General features: G+C 64.0%; 16 protein-coding genes. 7 read left to right on the top strand and 9 right to left on the bottom strand.

The genetic code is table 11. The features are described 5' to 3' along the window. Positions 1 to 8 precede the first annotated feature (8 nt). Entirely contained in the window at positions 9 to 896 is an 888-nt protein-coding gene (locus JOY50_RS08265; protein ID WP_016489937.1) for a lysophospholipid acyltransferase, read from the top strand. 294 nt (positions 897 to 1,190) lie between these two features. Here the strand turns inward: JOY50_RS08265 and JOY50_RS08260 are convergent, their stop codons facing one another. Genes JOY50_RS08260 through def form a run of 5 tightly spaced genes read right to left on the bottom strand, consistent with a single transcriptional unit; the run spans position 1,191 to position 5,714 of the window. Then, on the bottom strand, positions 1,191 to 1,499 hold the full coding sequence (locus JOY50_RS08260) for a tetratricopeptide repeat protein (RefSeq protein WP_019473745.1): 309 nt from the start codon (positions 1,497 to 1,499) through the stop codon (positions 1,191 to 1,193). Positions 1,500 to 1,510: 11 nt separating this feature from the next. Next, positions 1,511 to 2,884, bottom strand: a complete 1,374-nt coding sequence (trkA, locus tag JOY50_RS08255) for a Trk system potassium transporter TrkA (protein ID WP_138736681.1) — start codon at positions 2,882 to 2,884, stop codon at positions 1,511 to 1,513. A 23-nt stretch (positions 2,885 to 2,907) separates the two neighbouring features. Beyond that, positions 2,908 to 4,218, bottom strand: coding sequence for a 16S rRNA (cytosine(967)-C(5))-methyltransferase RsmB (gene rsmB / locus JOY50_RS08250; RefSeq protein WP_138736680.1), 1,311 nt, complete (start codon positions 4,216 to 4,218; stop codon positions 2,908 to 2,910). Further along, positions 4,215 to 5,147: a methionyl-tRNA formyltransferase gene (gene fmt, locus JOY50_RS08245; RefSeq protein ID WP_132846301.1), complete on the bottom strand. Its 933-nt coding sequence runs from the start codon at positions 5,145 to 5,147 to the stop codon at positions 4,215 to 4,217. The genes rsmB and fmt overlap by 4 nt, the downstream gene beginning before the upstream one ends. A gap of 60 nt (positions 5,148 to 5,207) precedes the next feature. Next, a complete protein-coding gene (gene def, locus JOY50_RS08240) occupies positions 5,208 to 5,714 on the bottom strand; it encodes a peptide deformylase (RefSeq protein WP_016497369.1) in 507 nt (168 codons plus the stop codon). Positions 5,715 to 5,920: 206 nt separating this feature from the next. Between def and dprA the strand changes: the two genes are divergently transcribed. The 3 genes from dprA to JOY50_RS08225 all read left to right on the top strand — a co-directional run bounded on the left by dprA (position 5,921) and on the right by JOY50_RS08225 (position 8,381). Continuing rightward, positions 5,921 to 7,018: a DNA-processing protein DprA gene (gene dprA / locus JOY50_RS08235; protein ID WP_138736678.1), complete on the top strand. Its 1,098-nt coding sequence runs from the start codon at positions 5,921 to 5,923 to the stop codon at positions 7,016 to 7,018. Between the two features lie 42 nt (positions 7,019 to 7,060). After that, entirely contained in the window at positions 7,061 to 7,618 is a 558-nt protein-coding gene (locus tag JOY50_RS08230; RefSeq protein WP_011953122.1) for an L-threonylcarbamoyladenylate synthase, read from the top strand. A 445-nt stretch (positions 7,619 to 8,063) separates the two neighbouring features. Further along, on the top strand, positions 8,064 to 8,381 hold the full coding sequence (locus JOY50_RS08225; RefSeq protein ID WP_132846303.1) for a hypothetical protein: 318 nt from the start codon (positions 8,064 to 8,066) through the stop codon (positions 8,379 to 8,381). Positions 8,382 to 8,508: 127 nt separating this feature from the next. Here JOY50_RS08225 and JOY50_RS08220 read toward each other — a convergent pair whose 3' ends face one another. Then, positions 8,509 to 9,486 (bottom strand): NADPH:quinone reductase, encoded by a 978-nt coding sequence (locus tag JOY50_RS08220; RefSeq protein ID WP_132846304.1) that lies wholly within the window; start codon positions 9,484 to 9,486, stop codon positions 8,509 to 8,511. A gap of 134 nt (positions 9,487 to 9,620) precedes the next feature. Here JOY50_RS08220 and hemF point away from each other — a divergent pair, with 134 nt between their 5' ends. Together hemF and aroE are read left to right on the top strand one after the other, a co-directional pair. Further along, positions 9,621 to 10,532: an oxygen-dependent coproporphyrinogen oxidase gene (hemF, locus tag JOY50_RS08215; protein WP_019473737.1), complete on the top strand. Its 912-nt coding sequence runs from the start codon at positions 9,621 to 9,623 to the stop codon at positions 10,530 to 10,532. A 25-nt stretch (positions 10,533 to 10,557) separates the two neighbouring features. Continuing rightward, positions 10,558 to 11,382 carry a shikimate dehydrogenase gene (gene aroE / locus JOY50_RS08210; RefSeq protein ID WP_019473736.1) on the top strand — a complete coding sequence of 275 codons (825 nt, stop codon included), beginning with the start codon at positions 10,558 to 10,560 and terminating at the stop codon, positions 11,380 to 11,382. Positions 11,383 to 11,425: 43 nt separating this feature from the next. Here aroE and JOY50_RS08205 read toward each other — a convergent pair whose 3' ends face one another. The 3 genes from JOY50_RS08205 to betC all read right to left on the bottom strand — a co-directional run bounded on the left by JOY50_RS08205 (position 11,426) and on the right by betC (position 15,574). Further along, positions 11,426 to 12,991, bottom strand: a complete 1,566-nt coding sequence (locus JOY50_RS08205) for a SulP family inorganic anion transporter (RefSeq protein WP_243055061.1) — start codon at positions 12,989 to 12,991, stop codon at positions 11,426 to 11,428. 127 nt (positions 12,992 to 13,118) lie between these two features. After that, positions 13,119 to 14,042, bottom strand: coding sequence for a choline ABC transporter substrate-binding protein (gene choX, locus JOY50_RS08200; protein ID WP_243055060.1), 924 nt, complete (start codon positions 14,040 to 14,042; stop codon positions 13,119 to 13,121). 14 nt (positions 14,043 to 14,056) lie between these two features. Then, positions 14,057 to 15,574 (bottom strand): choline-sulfatase, encoded by a 1,518-nt coding sequence (gene betC, locus JOY50_RS08195; protein WP_243055059.1) that lies wholly within the window; start codon positions 15,572 to 15,574, stop codon positions 14,057 to 14,059. A gap of 108 nt (positions 15,575 to 15,682) precedes the next feature. On the opposite strand from betC, the gene JOY50_RS08190 reads away from it, so the two are divergent. Next, positions 15,683 to 16,582: a choline sulfate utilization transcriptional regulator gene (locus tag JOY50_RS08190; protein WP_243055058.1), complete on the top strand. Its 900-nt coding sequence runs from the start codon at positions 15,683 to 15,685 to the stop codon at positions 16,580 to 16,582. The last annotated feature ends 416 nt before the right edge of the window (positions 16,583 to 16,998 follow it).

Below are 16,998 nucleotides of genomic sequence, written 5' to 3'. Positions count from 1 at the left end.
ATTCGCCTGTGGAAAAGTTCAAGGGCGCCCTGATGGTCGGGGTGCTGCGCCTGTTTGCCAAGCTGCCCTGGGGCGCTGTACAGCGTGTGGGCGCGGGTATCGGCTGGCTGATGTGGAAAGTGCCCAATGGTTCGCGCAACGTGGTGCGGATCAACCTTGCCAAGTGTTTCCCGGAGATGGACCCGGTTGCCCGTGAGCAGCTGGTTGGCCAGGCGCTGCGGGACATCGGCAAGTCCTTCGTCGAAAGTGCCTGTGCCTGGATCTGGCCGCCGCAGCGTTCGCTGGAGCTGGTCAAGGAAGTGCACGGCCTGGAAGTGCTGGAGCAGGCCCTGGCCTCAGGCAAGGGCGTGGTGGGAATCACCAGCCACCTGGGCAACTGGGAAGTGCTGAACCACTTCTACTGCAACCAGTGCAAACCGATCATCTTCTATCGCCCGCCGAAGCTCAAAGCTGTGGATGACTTGCTGCGTGAGCAGCGCGTGCAGATGGGCAACCGCGTGGCGCCTTCGACCAAGGAAGGCATCCTCAGCGTGATCAAGGAAGTGCGCCGTGGTGGCCAGGTGGGCATCCCCGCCGACCCGGAGCCGGCGGAATCGGCTGGGGTGTTCGTGCCGTTCCTGGGTACCCAGGCGCTGACCAGCAAGTTCGTGCCGAACATGCTGGCCGGTGGCAAGGCTGTGGGGGTGTTCCTGCATGCGCTGCGGCTGCCGGATGGTTCGGGCTTTCGGGTGATTCTGGAAGCAGCGCCGGAAGCGATGTACAGCACCGATGTGACCGAATCGGCGGCGGCGATGAGCAAGGTGGTCGAGCGCTATGTACGCGAGTACCCGAGCCAGTACATGTGGAGCATGAAACGCTTCAAGAAGCGCCCGGCTGGCGAGCCGCGCTGGTACTGAGATTTCTGGGGGCGCTTTGCGCCCCTTTCGCCGGCAAGCCAGCTCCCACCCTGACCGTGCCGGCCCGAGCTCATGCTTTCGGCTTAGACAAGCTCTGGCTTGTACAAAGCCCATGGGTTTGCTCGGCCCCTGTGGGAGCTGGCTTGCCGGCGATGGGCTCCCACCTTGACCGTGCCGGCCCGAGCTCATGCTTTCGGCTTAGACAAGCTCTGGCTTGTACAAAGCCCATGGGCTTGCTCGGCACCTGTGGGAGCTGGCTTGCCGGCGATGGGCTGCAAAGCAGCCCCGGCAATTTCAGACCTTGTTGAGTTTCTTCAGGAACACTGTCATCTCTTTCTCGGCCTGCTTGTCCCCATGGGCCTGCGCCGCCACGATCCCATCTTCCCAGGCCTTGCGCGCTGCTGCCAGGTCACCCTGCAACTGATGCGCCTTGCCCAGCAGCTTCCACGCCGCGGAATACTTGGGATCCTGCTCCACACACCGTGCCAGGTGCACCGCCGCTTCAGCGCCGTTGCCTTCATCCAGCCAAGCTTTCCCCAGCCCGAACCGCAGCAATGGGTTATCCACACCCTTGGCCAGCATCTTCTCCAGCGATTCGCGCATGCCCTCTTCTCCTAGAAGAAACTCAAGCCAACGTGGAACAGCTTTTCCACATCCCGAATGTGTTTTTTATCCACAACGAACAGGATCACATGGTCACCCGATTCGATCCTCGTGGCGTCGTGGGCGATCATCACCTCTTCGTCCCGGATGATGGCGCCGATGGTGGTACCCGGCGGCAGGGCGATGTCTTCGATGGCTTTGCCAACAACCTTGCTCGACTTCGCGTCCCCGTGTGCCACCGCCTCGATGGCCTCGGCCGCACCACGGCGCAGCGAGTGCACGCTGACGATATCGCCACGGCGCACGTGCGCCAGCAGGGTGCCGATGGTGGCCAGCTGCGGGCTGATGGCGATGTCGATATCACCGCCCTGCACCAGGTCGACATAGGCCGGGTTGTTGATGATGGTCATCACCTTGCCCGCGCCCAGGCGTTTGGCCAGCAGCGACGACATGATGTTGGCCTCGTCGTCGTTGGTCAGGGCCAGGAAGATGTCGGCGTCGGCGATGTTTTCTTCGAGCATCAGGTCCTTGTCCGAGGCGCTGCCCTGTAGCACCACGGTGCTTTCCAAGGTATCGGAGAGGTGCCGGCAGCGCGCCGGGTTCATCTCGATGATCTTCACCTGGTAGCGGCTCTCGATGGCTTCGGCCAGGCGTTCGCCGATCTGCCCACCGCCAGCGATCACAATGCGTTTGTTGGTTTCGTCGATGTGGCGCAGCTCGCCCATCACCGCGCGGATGTCCTTCTTGGCGGCGATGAAGAACACTTCGTCGTCAGCTTCGATCACGGTGTCGCCACGTGGGGTGATCGGCCGGTCGCGGCGGAAGATGGCTGCCACGCGGGTGTCGACGTTGGGCATGTGCGCACGGATCTGGCGCAGCTGCTGGCCCACCAGCGGGCCACCGTAGTAAGCCTTTACCGCCACCAGCTGGGCCTTGCCTTCGGCAAAGTCGATCACCTGCAGCGAGCCTGGGTGTTCGATCAGGCGCTTGATGTAGTTGGTCACCACCTGCTCGGGGCTGATCAGCACGTCGACCGGGATATGGTCGTTGTGGAACAGCTCCTCGCGGGTGAGGTAAGACGATTCCCGCACCCGGGCGATCTTGGTCGGGGTGTGGAACAGCGAATAGGCCACCTGGCAGGCGACCATGTTGGTTTCGTCGCTGTTGGTCACAGCCACCAGCATGTCGGCGTCGTCAGCACCGGCCTGGCGCAGTACCGTCGGCAGCGAGCCGCGGCCCTGCACGGTACGGATGTCCAGGCGGTCACCGAGGTCGCGCAAGCGCTCGCCATCGGTGTCGACCACGGTGATGTCGTTGGCTTCGCTGGCCAAGTGCTCTGCCAGCGTACCGCCTACCTGCCCTGCGCCGAGGATGATGATCTTCATCCGCTACTCCCTACCGTTTGTGCTTATCCGCGTGAGGCGGCGATCTTGATCAGCTTGGCATAGTAGAAACCGTCGTGGCCGCCTTCCTGGGCCAGCAACTGGCGGCCGTGGGGCTGGCGCAGGCCGGCCTCGGTGGCCAGGTCCAGCTCACGGGCGCCTGGGGTGCGGGCAAGGAAGGCGCCGATCACTTCGGTGTTCTCGGTCGGCAGGCTGGAGCAGGTGGCGTACAGCAGCATGCCGCCTACTTCCAGTGTCGGCCACAGGGCATCGAGCAGCTCGCCTTGCAGCGTTGCCAGGGCCGGGATGTCGTCGGCCTGGCGGGTCAGCTTGATGTCCGGATGGCGGCGAATTACGCCGGTGGCCGAACACGGCGCGTCGAGCAGGATGCGCTGGAACGGCTTGCCGTCCCACCAGCTGGCGGTGTCCCGGGCATCGCAGGCGATCAGCTCGGCGTCCAGTTGCAGGCGGTCGAGGTTCTCGCGCACGCGGGTCAGGCGCTTGGCTTCGAGGTCGATGGCCACCATCTGCGCCAGGCCGGCTTCGGCCTCCAGCAAGTGGCAGGTTTTGCCACCCGGGGCGCAACAGGCGTCCAGCACGCGCTGGCCGGGGGCCAGTTCGAGCAGGTCGGCGGACAGCTGCGCGGCTTCGTCCTGCACGCTCACCCAGCCCTCGGCGAAGCCTGGCAGGCCCCGCACGTCGCAGGCCTCGGCCAGCACGATGCCGTCACGGCTGTACTGGCAGGCGCTGGCGCCAATGCCTCCTTCGGCCAGCAGTGCCAGGTAGGCATCGCGGCTGTGGTGACGGCGGTTGACCCGCAGAATCATCGGCGGGTGGGCGTTGTTGGCGGCGCAAATGGCTTCCCACTGCTCTGGCCAAAAGGCTTTCAGCGCCTTTTGCAACCAGCGCGGGTGGGCGGTGCGTACCACTGGGTCGCGCTCCATGCCGGCGAGCAATTCTTCGCCTTCACGCTGGGCGCGGCGCAGCACGGCATTGAGCAGGCCCTTGGCCCACGGCTTTTTCAGCTTGTCGGCACAGCCCACGGTTTCGCCGATGGCGGCGTGGGCCGGAATGCGGGTGTAGAACAACTGGTACAGGCCGACCAGCAGCAGCGCCTGCACATCGGCGTCGGCCGCCTTGAAAGGCTTTTGCAGCAGTTGCGCGGCCAGCAGGTCGAGGCGCGGCTGCCAGCGTGCGGTACCGAACGCCAGGTCCTGGGTCAGGCCACGGTCGCGTTCATCAACCTTGTCCAGTTGTGCCGGCAGCGAGCTGTTCAGCGAGGCCTTGCCACTGAGCACAGCGGCAAGGGCACGGGCGGCGGCGAGACGTGGGTTCATTGGCCCAGCACCTTGCCGACGGCGAACTTCTCGCGGCGGCTGTTGAACAGGTCGCTGAAGTTAAGCGCCTTGCCGCCGGGCAATTGCAGGCGGGTCAGGCTCAGCGCCTGATCACCGCAGGCAACGACCAAGCCGTCCTTGCTGGCGGACAGGATTTCGCCCGGGGCGCCCTGGCCTGTGGACAAGTTGGCGGCCAGCACCTTCACGCTTTCACCATCGAGGGTGCTGTGGCACACCGGCCACGGGTTGAAGGCGCGGATCAGGCGCTCCAGCTCAACCGCCGGGCGGCTCCAGTCGATGCGCGCCTCGTCCTTGTTCAGCTTGTGTGCGTAGGTGGCCAGGGCATCGTCCTGCACTTCACCGTGCAGCGACCCGTCGGCCAGGCCGGCGATGGCCTGTACCACGGCGGGCGGGCCCATTTCGGCCAGGCGGTCGTGCAAGGTGCCGCCGGTGTCATCGGCGCTGATGGGGGTGACTACCTTGAGCAGCATCGGGCCGGTATCCAGGCCAGCTTCCATGCGCATCACGGTTACGCCGCTCTCGGCGTCGCCGGCTTCCACGGCCCGCTGGATAGGCGCCGCACCGCGCCAGCGTGGCAGCAGGGAGGCGTGGCTGTTGATGCAGCCCAGGCGCGGGATATCCAGCACTGCCTGCGGCAGGATCAGGCCGTAGGCGACCACCACCATCAGGTCCGGCTTCAGCGCGGCCAGTTCGGCCTGTGCATCGGCGTTGCGCAGGGTCTGCGGCTGGAACACCGGGATGTCGTGGGCGACGGCCAGTGCCTTGACCGCACTTGGCATCAGCTTCTGGCCACGGCCGGCCGGGCGGTCGGGCTGAGTGTAGACGGCCACGATCTCGTAAGGGCTGTCGAGCAGGGCCTTGAGGTGTTCGGCGGCAAACTCTGGAGTGCCTGCAAAGACGATGCGCATGGAGTTCTCGCTTCAAAATAGAAAAAGGCTTGCCGGAGCAAGCCTTCTGGAAGGTAGGGATCAGGCTTGCTGGCGGTGCTGCTTTTCCAGCTTCTTCTTGATCCGGTCGCGCTTGAGCTGCGACAGGTAGTCAACGAACAGCTTGCCGTTGAGGTGATCGAATTCGTGCTGCACGCACACCGCCAGCAGGCCTTCGCATTCCAGCTCGTAAGGCTTGCCGTCGCGGTCCTGGGCCTTGACCCGCACACGCAGCGGGCGGTCGACGTTCTCGTAGAAGCCGGGCACCGACAGGCAGCCTTCCTGGTACTGGCCCATGTCGTGGGTCAGTTCTTCGACCGTGGGGTTGATGAAGACGCGCGGCTCGCTGCGGTCTTCGCTGAGGTCCATGACCACGACCTGCAGGTGCACGTTGACCTGGGTGGCGGCCAGGCCGATACCAGGGGCTTCGTACATGGTTTCAAACATGTCGTCGATCAGCTGACGCAGGGCGTCGTCGAACTCCGTCACCGGTTTGGCGATAGTGCGCAGGCGCGGGTCCGGGAATTCGAGAATGTTCAAGATGGCCATAAGGTCAGGCAGTCACTGTGCGTTCGGTTGAAAACTGAGCACACATAATAAAGGGAAACGGGGATTTCGGCACCTGGCAAGCTCGTCTAGGGTGTCTATGGGCTTGATAGCCCCCAGCCAATGGACAGGTTTTCAAAGTGTTACTCACAGAGTTATCCACAGGTTGTGCCACGTAGATGGCCCTGTTTCGATCAAGGACGATCCCCATGCCCAGTTACCATTCGTCGCTCTGCCCGCCTGCCGAACTGGAGGCGCGATTACGCCTGCATCGCTTGCCCGAGACAGGATTGCGACGTTTTCGCACCTTGCTGGATGCGTTCGGCAGCGCCTCTAGTGCACTTAGCGCTCCCGGTTCGGCCTGGCGAGCGTTGGGCATCCCCCAAGCCACCATCGATGCCCGGCGCAGTGCCGAGGTCCGCGAGGGCGCGCTCGCCGCAATGGCCTGGTTAGAGCGCCCCGGCCAGCATTTGCTGATGTGGGACGGCCCTGGCTACCCAGCGTTGCTGGCAGAAATCGACGATGCCCCGCCGCTGCTTTTCGTTGCTGGCGACCGGGCCTTGCTCGACCGCCCTCAGTTGGCGATTGTGGGCAGCAGACGTGCCACACCCCCGGCGCTCGACACCGCCCGGGCATTTTCCCGCTACCTTGCGCAGGCTGGTTTCACCATTACCAGCGGGCTTGCGGTAGGCGTCGACGGTGCCGCTCATCGGGCTGCGTTGCAGGCTGGTGGGTGCACGATTGCCGTGCTCGGCACGGGGCTGCAAAAACTTTATCCACAGCGCCATCAAGAGCTTGCGCAGGCGATGATCGACAACGGCAGTGCGCTGGTTTCGGAGTATCCGCTGGATGCCGGGCCACTGCCTGGCAACTTCCCACGGCGCAACCGCATCATCAGCGGGCTGTCGCTGGGTGTGCTGGTGGTAGAGGCCAGTATTGCCAGCGGCTCGCTGATTACGGCGCGCCTGGCGGCCGAGCAAGGCCGTGAGGTGTATGCCATTCCGGGGTCTATTCATCACCCGGGGGCCAAGGGCTGTCACCAGCTGATCCGGGATGGGGCACTGCTGGTGGAAACGGTGGAACAAATCCTGGAAAGCCTGCAGGGTTGGCAGAACCTGCCACCTGCAGTTGTGGACAGGTTCGACCATCCCCTGCTTGCCCTGCTGCATGCAGCGCCTCAAACCAGCGAAAGCCTTGCGCACTGCAGCGAGCTGCCGCTGGCTGAAGTGTTGGCGCAGCTGACCGAGCTGGAGCTGGAAGGCCGGGTCAGCAATGAAGCCGGGCGTTGGTTTGCCCGCGCGGGCTAAGTACACTGCGCACAAGCAAGGTATTCAGGCGGAGTAACAGCAATGGTGAGCAGTTTTCGTGTGCAACAAGCCGCACGTGAGATCCGGGCGGGCGCAGTAATCGCCTACCCGACGGAAGCGGTCTGGGGCCTGGGCTGCGACCCATGGAACGAGGACGCGGTGTATCGCCTGCTGGCGCTGAAGTCGCGGCCTGTGGATAAAGGGCTGATCCTGATCGCTGACAACATCCGCCAGTTCGACTTCCTGTTCGAGGACTTCCCCGAAGACTGGATCGACCGCATGGGCAGCACCTGGCCGGGGCCGAATACCTGGCTGGTGCCGCACCAGGACCTGCTGCCCGAGTGGGTGACCGGTCAGCATGACACGGTGGCGCTGCGCGTCAGTGACCACCCGGTGGTGCGTGAACTGTGCGCACTGGTGGGGCCACTGATTTCCACCTCGTGCAACCCCGGCGGGCGCCCGGCGGCGAAGACCCGGTTGCGGGTGGAGCAGTACTTCCACGGCCAGCTGGACCTGGTGCTTGGCGGGGCGCTGGGGGGCCGGAAGAACCCGAGTGTGATTCGCAACCTGGCAACCGGCGAGGTTGTGCGCCCGGGCTGATACCGCTGCCGAGGGCTTCGCCCTCGATCGCCGGCAAGCCAGCTCCCACAGGTACTGCCCATGGCTTGAAGCCGGTGCGGTCGGTGTGGGAGCTGGCTTGCAGGCGATTGGGCCGCAAAGCGGCCCCATACCCCGCAGATTTTTCTGATTTTGCCAAAATGGCTGTCCAGCTTGCGGCTTGGGAAATATCCTACGAGCCGCGTCCTCTGCCATCACCTTCTCAGTGGGAACCTCTGCCCTTAGGCTTAAACCGTCGCCGAATAACTTGGCGATCGGGTGTGGTAACCCGGATGTGCGAATTCTGAATGGCAGCCATGGCGGCTGTGCGCGGGAGGCTTTCGAGCCTGCCGGGTTTGGGATTCGTCCGGTTTACCACCCTGCGTGCAGCTGCCACCCATTTCGTGTGGTAACGGATTGAGCGGCCGCCCTGATCAGGTGAATTCCCATGAGCAAGAAAATAGTCCCCGATCCACCCCTTCCATGCACCTCCACCCGCCCCTTCGGCCGCTGCGACGCCGGCCATGACCCTCTCTTCACCGTCAACCCGAACATTTCCGCCGAGGACGCTCTGGTCCACGTAGCCCTGTACCTGCGCAGCGCCTACGAAACCGGCTACAAAGCCCTGGACTACATGCGCGAAGAGGGCCGTGGCATGTTCTGGTCGAACCTGCATTCGATTGAGATGGCAGAGGGTGTGATTGAGGCGATACTCGATGGCATCGAGTCGACCCCTCCACCGACAAACCGGCCCTCACAGGCATAGCGCAGCTATTGAAGCCGACGCAGTACCTGTGGGAGCGGGCGTGCCCGCGAACACCGGCAGAGCCGGTGCCATCCACCGCGGTGGCTGCTTCGCGCGCATGCCCGCTCCCACAGGGAACGTGTGTGGCTCAGGGGATTAGTACAGTCGACCCCACAGTCCGCCGCGCCGACAGCTCCGCCTGTGCCTTGGCCGCCTCGCTCAATGGATACCGCTGCTGGATATCCACAACCAGCTTGCCACTCGCAATCATTGCAAACAGGTCATCGGCCATGGCCTGGGTGTTCTCGGCATTATTGGCATAGGTCGCCAAGGTTGGCCGGGTGACGTAAAGCGAGCCCTTCTGCGCCAGGATCCCCAGGTTCACCCCGCTCACCGCGCCTGAGGCATTACCAAAGCTCACCATCAACCCGCGTGGCTGCAGGCAGTCCAGCGAGGTGAGCCAGGTATCGGCGCCCACGCCGTCATACACCACCGGGCATTTCTTGCCGTCGGTCAGTTCCAGTACCCGCTTGGCCACATCTTCGTGGCTGTAGTCGATGGTTTCCCATGCCCCCAGCGCCTTGGCCCGCTCGGCCTTCTCGGCAGAACTCACGGTACCGATCAGTTTGGCGCCCAGGGCCTTGGCCCACTGGCAGGCCAGCGAACCGACGCCACCCGCTGCCGCGTGGAACAGGATTACGTCGCCCGATTTGACCTCATAGGTCTGCTTCAGCAGGTACTGCACGGTCAAACCCTTGAGCATCACCGCTGCCGCCTGCTCGAAGCTGATGTTGTCGGGCAGCTTGACCAGGTTGGCCTCCGGCAGCGTATGCACCTCGCTGTACGCGCCCAGCGGGCCACCGGCATGGGCCACGCGGTCACCCACCTTCAGGCGGGTCACACCGTCGCCCACGGCCTCGACCACGCCGGCCGCCTCGGTACCCAGGCCAGAAGGCAGGGACGGCGGTGCATACAGCCCGCTGCGAAAGTACGTGTCGATGAAGTTCAGGCCGATGGCGTGGTTACGCACACGCACCTGCTGTGGCCCGGGCGGGGTGGGTTCGAATTCCACAAACTGCAGCACTTCCGGGCCGCCATGCTGGCTGAACTGGATACGCTTGGCCATCTCGCACTCCTGTAGTCGGGATCGGGAAAAGGCCTTCTATCGGACGCCTTTGCTTGATCGCCGTCAACTGCGGCGCGCGCGCTGGCGGTGGTATGCTACGCGCGAATTCTTCCCTGCCCGTTCCTGGTGACCCGATGACTAGCCGCACCGAGGCCGTGAAAGCCTACCTGCTCGACCTGCAAGACCGCATCTGCTCTGCCCTCGAAACAGAAGACGGCGGTGCCCGTTTCGTCGAGGATGCCTGGGTGCGCGAAGCCGGTGGCGGGGGCCGCACGCGGGTGATCGGCGACGGCAAGGTGATCGAGAAAGGCGGGGTCAACTTCTCCCATGTGTTTGGTGCCGGCCTGCCACCCTCGGCCAGCGCACACCGCCCTGAACTGGCGGGCCGTGGCTTCGAGGCCCTGGGTGTGTCGCTGGTGATCCACCCGCACAACCCGCATGTGCCCACTTCCCACGCCAATGTGCGGTTCTTCATCGCCGAAAAGGAAGGTGAAGAGGCCGTATGGTGGTTCGGCGGCGGCTTCGACCTGACCCCGTACTATGGCAACGAAGAAGACTGCATCCACTGGCACCGCGTGGCCGAACAGGCCTGCGCACCATTCGGCGCCGACGTGTATCCGCGTTACAAGGCCTGGTGCGACCGCTACTTCCACCTCAAGCACCGTGGCGAGCCACGCGGCATCGGTGGCCTGTTCTTCGACGACCTGAACGAGTGGGACTTCGACACCTGCTTCGCTTTCATCCGCGCCATCGGCGATGCCTTCGTCAACGCCTACCTGCCGATCGTCCAGCGCCGCAAGGACACGCCCTACACCCCGCAGCAGCGCGAGTTCCAGGAATACCGCCGCGGCCGCTACGTGGAGTTCAACCTGGTTTACGACCGTGGAACCCTGTTCGGCCTGCAATCCGGTGGCCGCACCGAGTCCATCCTCATGTCGCTGCCACCTCAGGTGCGCTGGGGTTACGACTGGAAGGCCGCACCCGGCAGCGAAGAAGCGCGCCTGACCGAGTACTTCCTGCAGGACCGCGACTGGCTCGGCCAGTAAGCCTGTGGATAACCAAGGAGCCGTCATGGACCAGTACGTCGTTTTTGGTAACCCCATCGGCCACAGCAAGTCGCCGCTGATCCACCGCCTGTTTGCCGAGCAGACCGGCCAGGACCTGGAATACGCCACCCTGCTGGCGCCGCTGGACGAGTTCAGCGATTGCGCGCGCGGCTTCTTCAAGCAAGGCAGCGGCGGCAACGTCACCGTGCCATTCAAAGAAGAGGCTTACCGGCTGTGCGACAGCCTGACCCCGCGTGCCCAGCGCGCTGGCGCTGTGAATACGCTGAGCAAGCTGGCTGATGGCACCCTGCAGGGCGACAACACCGATGGCGCGGGCCTGGTGCGCGACCTGACGGTGAATGCCGGGGTCGAACTGGCCGGCAAGCGCATTCTTATCCTCGGTGCCGGTGGCGCCGTGCGGGGTGTGCTGGAGCCGATTCTGGCGCACAAGCCGCAGTCGCTTGTGGTTGCCAACCGCACTGTGGAAAAAGCCGAGCAGCTGGCGCGTGAGTTCGATGAGCTGGGGCCGGTTGTGGCCAGCGGGTTTGCCTGGTTGCAGGAGCCTGTGGATGTGATCATCAACGCCACTTCGGCGAGCCTGGCCGGCGAAATGCCGCCGATTGCCGACAGCCTGGTCGAGGCGGGGCGCACGGTTTGCTACGACATGATGTATGGCAAGGAGCCGACGCCGTTTTGCGCGTGGGCTACCCGGCTGGGTGCTGCCAAGGTGCTCGATGGGTTGGGGATGCTGGCTGAGCAGGCGGCTGAAGCCTTCTTTATCTGGCGTGGTGTGCGGCCGGATACGGCGCCGGTGTTGGCTGAACTGCGCCGGCAACTGGCTCGGGGCTGAGATTTTTGGGGCTGCAAAGCAGCCCCAGGATCTCAACCCAACCTCACTCCTCAAACCGGATCGGACACAACTCCACCCCTTCCAGCTTCTGCAATTCCTCGATCACCTGCGGCCTGGCCCGGTGCAAGGTCAAACTCCCGCCCAACCGCCGCAACCGCCGCGCTTCGCGGTGCAACATATCCACACCCGAGTAATCGATAAAATTCACCTGCCGGGCATCGATCACCACATGTGGCCCCTGGCAGCGCTGCAAGCGCACCTGCAGGTAATGCGCCGCACCAAAGAAAATCGACCCGCCCACCCGCAACACATCCGCGTCCCCTTCACGGCTTTGCTGCACCCGTGGCCGTGAAGTGCGCTTCAAGTAGAAGAACAGCGACGCCAGCACCCCGGCATAGATGGCCGTCTGCAGCTCCAGCAACAACGTCGCCGCCGCCGTCAGTGCCATGACCAGAAACTCCGAGCGGCTGACCCGGAACAACGCGCGAATCCCCCGATGGTCCACCAACCCCCAGCAGATCAGCAGGATGCTGCCGGCCATGGCGGGTATCGGCAGGTGCGCGATCAGGCCGGCGCCGGTAACGGCAAACAACGCCACCCACAGCGCCGAAAATACCCCGGCCATAGGCGAGCGGGCACCTGCCTCATAGCTCAGGCCCGAGCGGGTGAAGGAACCGGCAGACAGGTAACCGGAGAAAAACGCCCCCGCTATGTTCGACAGGCCCTGTGCGCGTATTTCCTGGTCGGGGTCTATCAGCTGTTCCGAACGTGCCGACAACGAGCGGGCAATCGACAGGCTGGTGACCAGCCCCAGCATGCCCACCGCCACGGCGCTGGGCAGCAGGCGCAGCATCAGCTCCACATCCAGCAAAGGCAGCGGGCTGAAGGGTGGGAGCTGCCCGGTGAATGCCGCCACCCTTGGCACATGGCCAAAGTAGCCCGGCAACAGCCAGGCCAGCAGGCTGACCAGCATCAGGCTTATCAACAGGCTCGGCCAGCGCGGGCGCCAGAGTTTGAAGGCCACACCGATCACGACAGTGGCCAGGCCCAGCATCAAGGAAGGCAGGTCGACCTCACCTGCATGGCTGGCCAGGTCCTGCACGGTCTTCAGTGCTGTGGCCTGGCTGGGCAGGTTCATGCCCAGCAGGTTGGGCAATTGGCCCAGGGCAATGACGATAGCGGCGCCCAGGGTGAAACCGAGTACTACCGAGTGGGAGACGAAGTTGACCAGCGCGCCAAAGCGCAAAAGCCCGAGCAGCAGCTGGAAGATGCCGCCGAGGAAGGTCAGCAGCAGCACCAGGGTGATGTAATCGGCACTGCCGGCCACGGCCAGCGGGCTGATGCTGGCGTAGAGCACGATGGAGATGGCAGCGGTCGGGCCGCAGATCAGGTGCCAGGACGAACCCCACAGGCAGGCGATCAGCACCGGTACGATGGCGGCGTACAGGCCATATTCGGCGGGCAAGCCGGCGATCAGGGCGTAGGCGATGGATTGTGGCAGGGCGAGGATGGCACCGCTCAGGCCGACCAGCAGGTCCTGGCGCAGGCTGCGGCCCGATTGGCGCGGGAGCCAGGAGAGGAAGGGCAGCAGGTGAATGATGCGATGCATGAGATATTCACATTTCCAAAGGTCCACTGTCCCCTGTGGGAGCGGGTTTACCCGCGAATGCGTCGGTACATGCAATGCAGCATTCGCGGGTGAACCCGCTCCCACAGGGGGCGCGTCGTGTCTGAAACTACAGTTTGGCTTTGACGGCCTCCAGGGCATTGCCATCGGCCTTGGTGGTCACCCCAGCCAACCACCCGTCCAGCACCTCGGGATACGTTTTCACCCAAGCCCGGGCCGCGTCATCGAAGCTGATCTTCTTATCCACAACCTCGGCCATGATGGCGTTTTCCATGTCCAGGGTAAATTTCAGGTTATCCAGCAGCTTCGCCGCATTCGGGCAGGCTTGTGGATAACCCTTGCGGGTCAGCGTGTACACCTCACCTTTGCTGCCGAACCACTTTTCCCCACCGGTCAGGTAATGCATTTTCAGCTTCACGTTCATCGGGTGCGGGGTCCAGCCAAGGAAAGTGATGAACTGCTGTTTCTTCACCGCCCGGTCGACCTGGGCCAGCATCGCCTGCTCGCTGGACTCCACCAGTTTCCACTGGCCGAGGTTGAATTCATTCTTGTCGATGATTGCCTTCAGCGACAGGTTGGCCGGTGCACCGGAGCCGATACCGTACAGCTTCTTGTCGAACTGGTCGGCATGCTTCTGCAGGTCGGCAAAGTCCTTCACCCCGGCATTCCACACGTAGTCGGGCACTGCCAGGGTGAACTCGGTTCCCTCCAGGTTGCGCGACAGCTGCTGCACATCGCCGTTGGCGATGAACTTGTCATGGAAGCCTTGCTGCGCCGGCATCCAGTTGCCCAGAAAGGCGTCAACACGGCCGTCCTTCAAGCCGCCGTAGATGATTGGGACGGCCAGGCTGTCGATCTTCACCTTGTAGCCCAGGCTTTCCAGTAACAGACGGGCCACGGCATTGGTCGAGGCGATGTCGCTCCAGCCGGGGTCGGCCATTTTCACGGTATTGCATTGCGCGTCGCTGTCGGCGGCGTGGGCCGTGGCAGCGCCAAGGGCCAGGGCGAACACGGCGGCGGAGAACTTGTGCATGGCGGCCTCTCTTTTCAATCCAGGGGTGCGGGCTGTGGATAACGTGCCTTGCGCTCGAGGTCGTCGAGATCGATGTGGTTGCGCATGTACTGTTGGCTGGCGTCCACCAGCGGTTGGTGGTCCCAGCTTTTCAGCGTGCCGATGGCCAGCGCCTCGGCCACCAGGCGGCGCCGCCGCTGGCTGGCGAGTACCTGCTGGCGCAGGCTGGGGATATCCCAACGCTGTCGTGCTTCATCGACAAATGCCTGCAGCAGCGCCTGGTGGTCCGGGCTGCCGGTGAGGTTCTCCCGCTCGTGCGGGTCGCGGCTCAGGTCATAGAGTAGCCATGGGTCGTCTTCGCTGTACACGAACTTGTAAGGCCCGCGGCGGATCATCATCAGCGGGCCGACCGTGCCTTCGGCCATGTACTCGCCGATCACTTCATCGTGGCCGCCCTGCCCTTGCAGGTGGCCAAGCAGCGAGCGGCCGTCCAGGTGCAGGTTTTTATCCACAGCGCCGCCGGCCAGTTCTACCAAGGTTGGCAGCAGGTCGCAGGTCGATACCGAGGCACGCACCCGAGCCGCCGCAAAGTGCCTGGGCGCATGGATCAGCAGCGGTACCCGCGCCGACATCTCGAACCAGTGCATCTTGTACCAGAGGCCACGCTCGCCAAGCATGTCGCCGTGGTCGCCGGAGAACACGATCAGGGTGTCGTCGGCCAGGTTGCACTCCTCCAGGGTTTGCAGCAGCTGGCCGATGTTGTCGTCGATGTAGCTGCAGGCGCCGAAGTAGGCGCGGCGGGCGTCGCGGATCTTGTCCACAGGCAGCGGCTTGTTCCACAGGTCGTAGACCTTGAGCAGGCGTCGCGAGTGGGGGTCGAGTTCTGCCTGGTTGAACTCGGCGCCGGGCATGGGGATATCCACACCTTCGTAGCGGTCCCAATAGCGCTTGGGGATGGTGTACGGGTCGTGCGGGTGCGTCATCGAAACGGTCAGGCAGAATGGCCGGCCATCGTTTTCGCGCACATGGTCGTACAGGTACTGGCGCGCCTTGAACACCACCTCCTCGTCGAAATCCAGCTGGTTGGTACGCACGCACGGGCCGGCCTGCAGTACCGAGGACATGTTGTGGTACCAGCTTGGCCTCACATCCGGTTCGTCCCAGTTCACCGCCCAGCCGTAGTCGGCCGGGTAGATGTCGCTGGTCAGGCGCTCTTCGTAACCGTGCAGCTGGTCCGGGCCGCAGAAGTGCATCTTGCCGGACAGCGCGGTGCGGTAGCCCAGGCGGCGCAAGTAGTGTGCATAAGTCGGCACATCGGCGGGGAAATCGGCGGCATTGTCGTAGGCGCCGATGCGGCTGGGCAACTGGCCGCTGACCAGGGTGAAGCGTGACGGCGCGCACAGCGGGCTGTTGCAGTAGGCCGAGTCGAACACCACCGCCCGCTCGGCCAGGCGGCTCAGGTGCGGCATCTGGATGGGCGAAGGGGCGTAGATCGGCAGCAAGGGTGCGGCCATCTGGTCGGCCATGATGAACAGGATATTCGGGCGCGTCATGGTGGCTTCCATCGTTGAGGGTTATGCGATGTGCTTGCCTACCAAGATGCGACTGTGGATAACATGGGTAAAGCCCATGGCGGGCAATGACTGGGATTAGCTGAACTTATGTTTGAGCACCTTTCCGAGCTGTCGCTGGATACCTTGCGTGTGTTCGAAGCCGCAGCACGGCTGCGGGGTTTTACCGCGGCGGCGCTGGAGCTGGGCACCACGCAGCCGGCAGTGAGCCAACAGATGAAACGCCTGGAAGCCCAGCTTGGCACGCGCCTGTTCGACCGTATTTATCGGGGCATCGAGCTCACCGAGGCCGGCCAGCTGTTGTTCGAACAGGTGCACCAGGGCTTGCAAGCCATGGATGACGGCATTGGCCAAGCCAGCGGGCGCGGCCAGCGCGAAGTGCTGCAGGTGGCCACCGACTTTGCCTTTGCGGCGTTCTGGCTGATGCCCAGGCTGCAGCGCTTTCACGAGGCTTATCCACAGGTGGATGTGAGCCTGGTGACCGGTGAGCGCAGCCAGGGGATGTTGCGCCCGGACATCGATGTGGCGGTGCTGTTTGGCGATGGGCGCTTTCACCAAGGTGAAAGCCGCTGGTTGTTCGATGAAGAAGTCTTCCCGGTGTGCAGCCCCCGCCTGACGGATGGCAAACCCTTGTCAGCCGTGGCTTTGCAACGTTTGCCCTTGCTGCATTTGAAGGGCGAGCAGGCCAGCCGCTGGTTTGACTGGGCGGGTGTGTTTCGCGGGTTTGGCGTGGCCAGCCCACCGCCTGCGGGGCAGTTGCGGTTCGATAACTATACGTTGCTGATTCAGGCAGCGATTGCCGGGCAAGGGGTGGCGATTGGCTGGGGGCATCTGGTGGATGGGTTGGTAGAGCAAGGGCTGCTGTGCCGGCCGCTGGAGGGGAGTTTGCGCTCGCAGCGCGGATATTATGCGGTGCTGCCGCCGCGCAAGCGGCGTGGGGCGCTGATCGAGCGGTTTGTGGGTTGGCTGGAGCATGAGCGCAGCCTTTGAGATCTTGGGGCCGCTTTGCGGCCCATCGCCGGCAAGCCAGCTCCCACAGGTAGTGCACAGGGCCAGGCATCGGCGCAGCCTTTGAGATCTTGGGGCCGCTTTGCGGCCCATCGCCGGCAAGCCAGCTCCCACAGGTAGTGCACAGGGCCAGGCATCGGCGCAACCTTTGAGATCTTGGGGCCGCTTTGCGGCCCATCGCCGGCAAGCCAGCTCCCACAGGTAGTGCACAGGGCCAGGCATCGGCGCAGCCTTTGAGATTTTGGGGCCGCTTTGCGGCCCATCGCCGGCAAGCCAGCTCCCACAGGTAGTGCACAGGGCCAGGCATCGGCGCAGCCTTTGAGATCTTGGGGCCGCTTTGCGGCCCATCGCCGGCAAGCCAGCTCCCACAGGTAGTGCACAGGGCCAGGCATCGGCGC

This window comes from Pseudomonas sp. BP01 (assembly GCF_022760795.1).
In the GTDB taxonomy this organism is placed as follows: domain Bacteria; phylum Pseudomonadota; class Gammaproteobacteria; order Pseudomonadales; family Pseudomonadaceae; genus Aquipseudomonas; species Aquipseudomonas putida_Q.
This window is presented reverse-complemented; position numbering and strand designations above follow the sequence as displayed.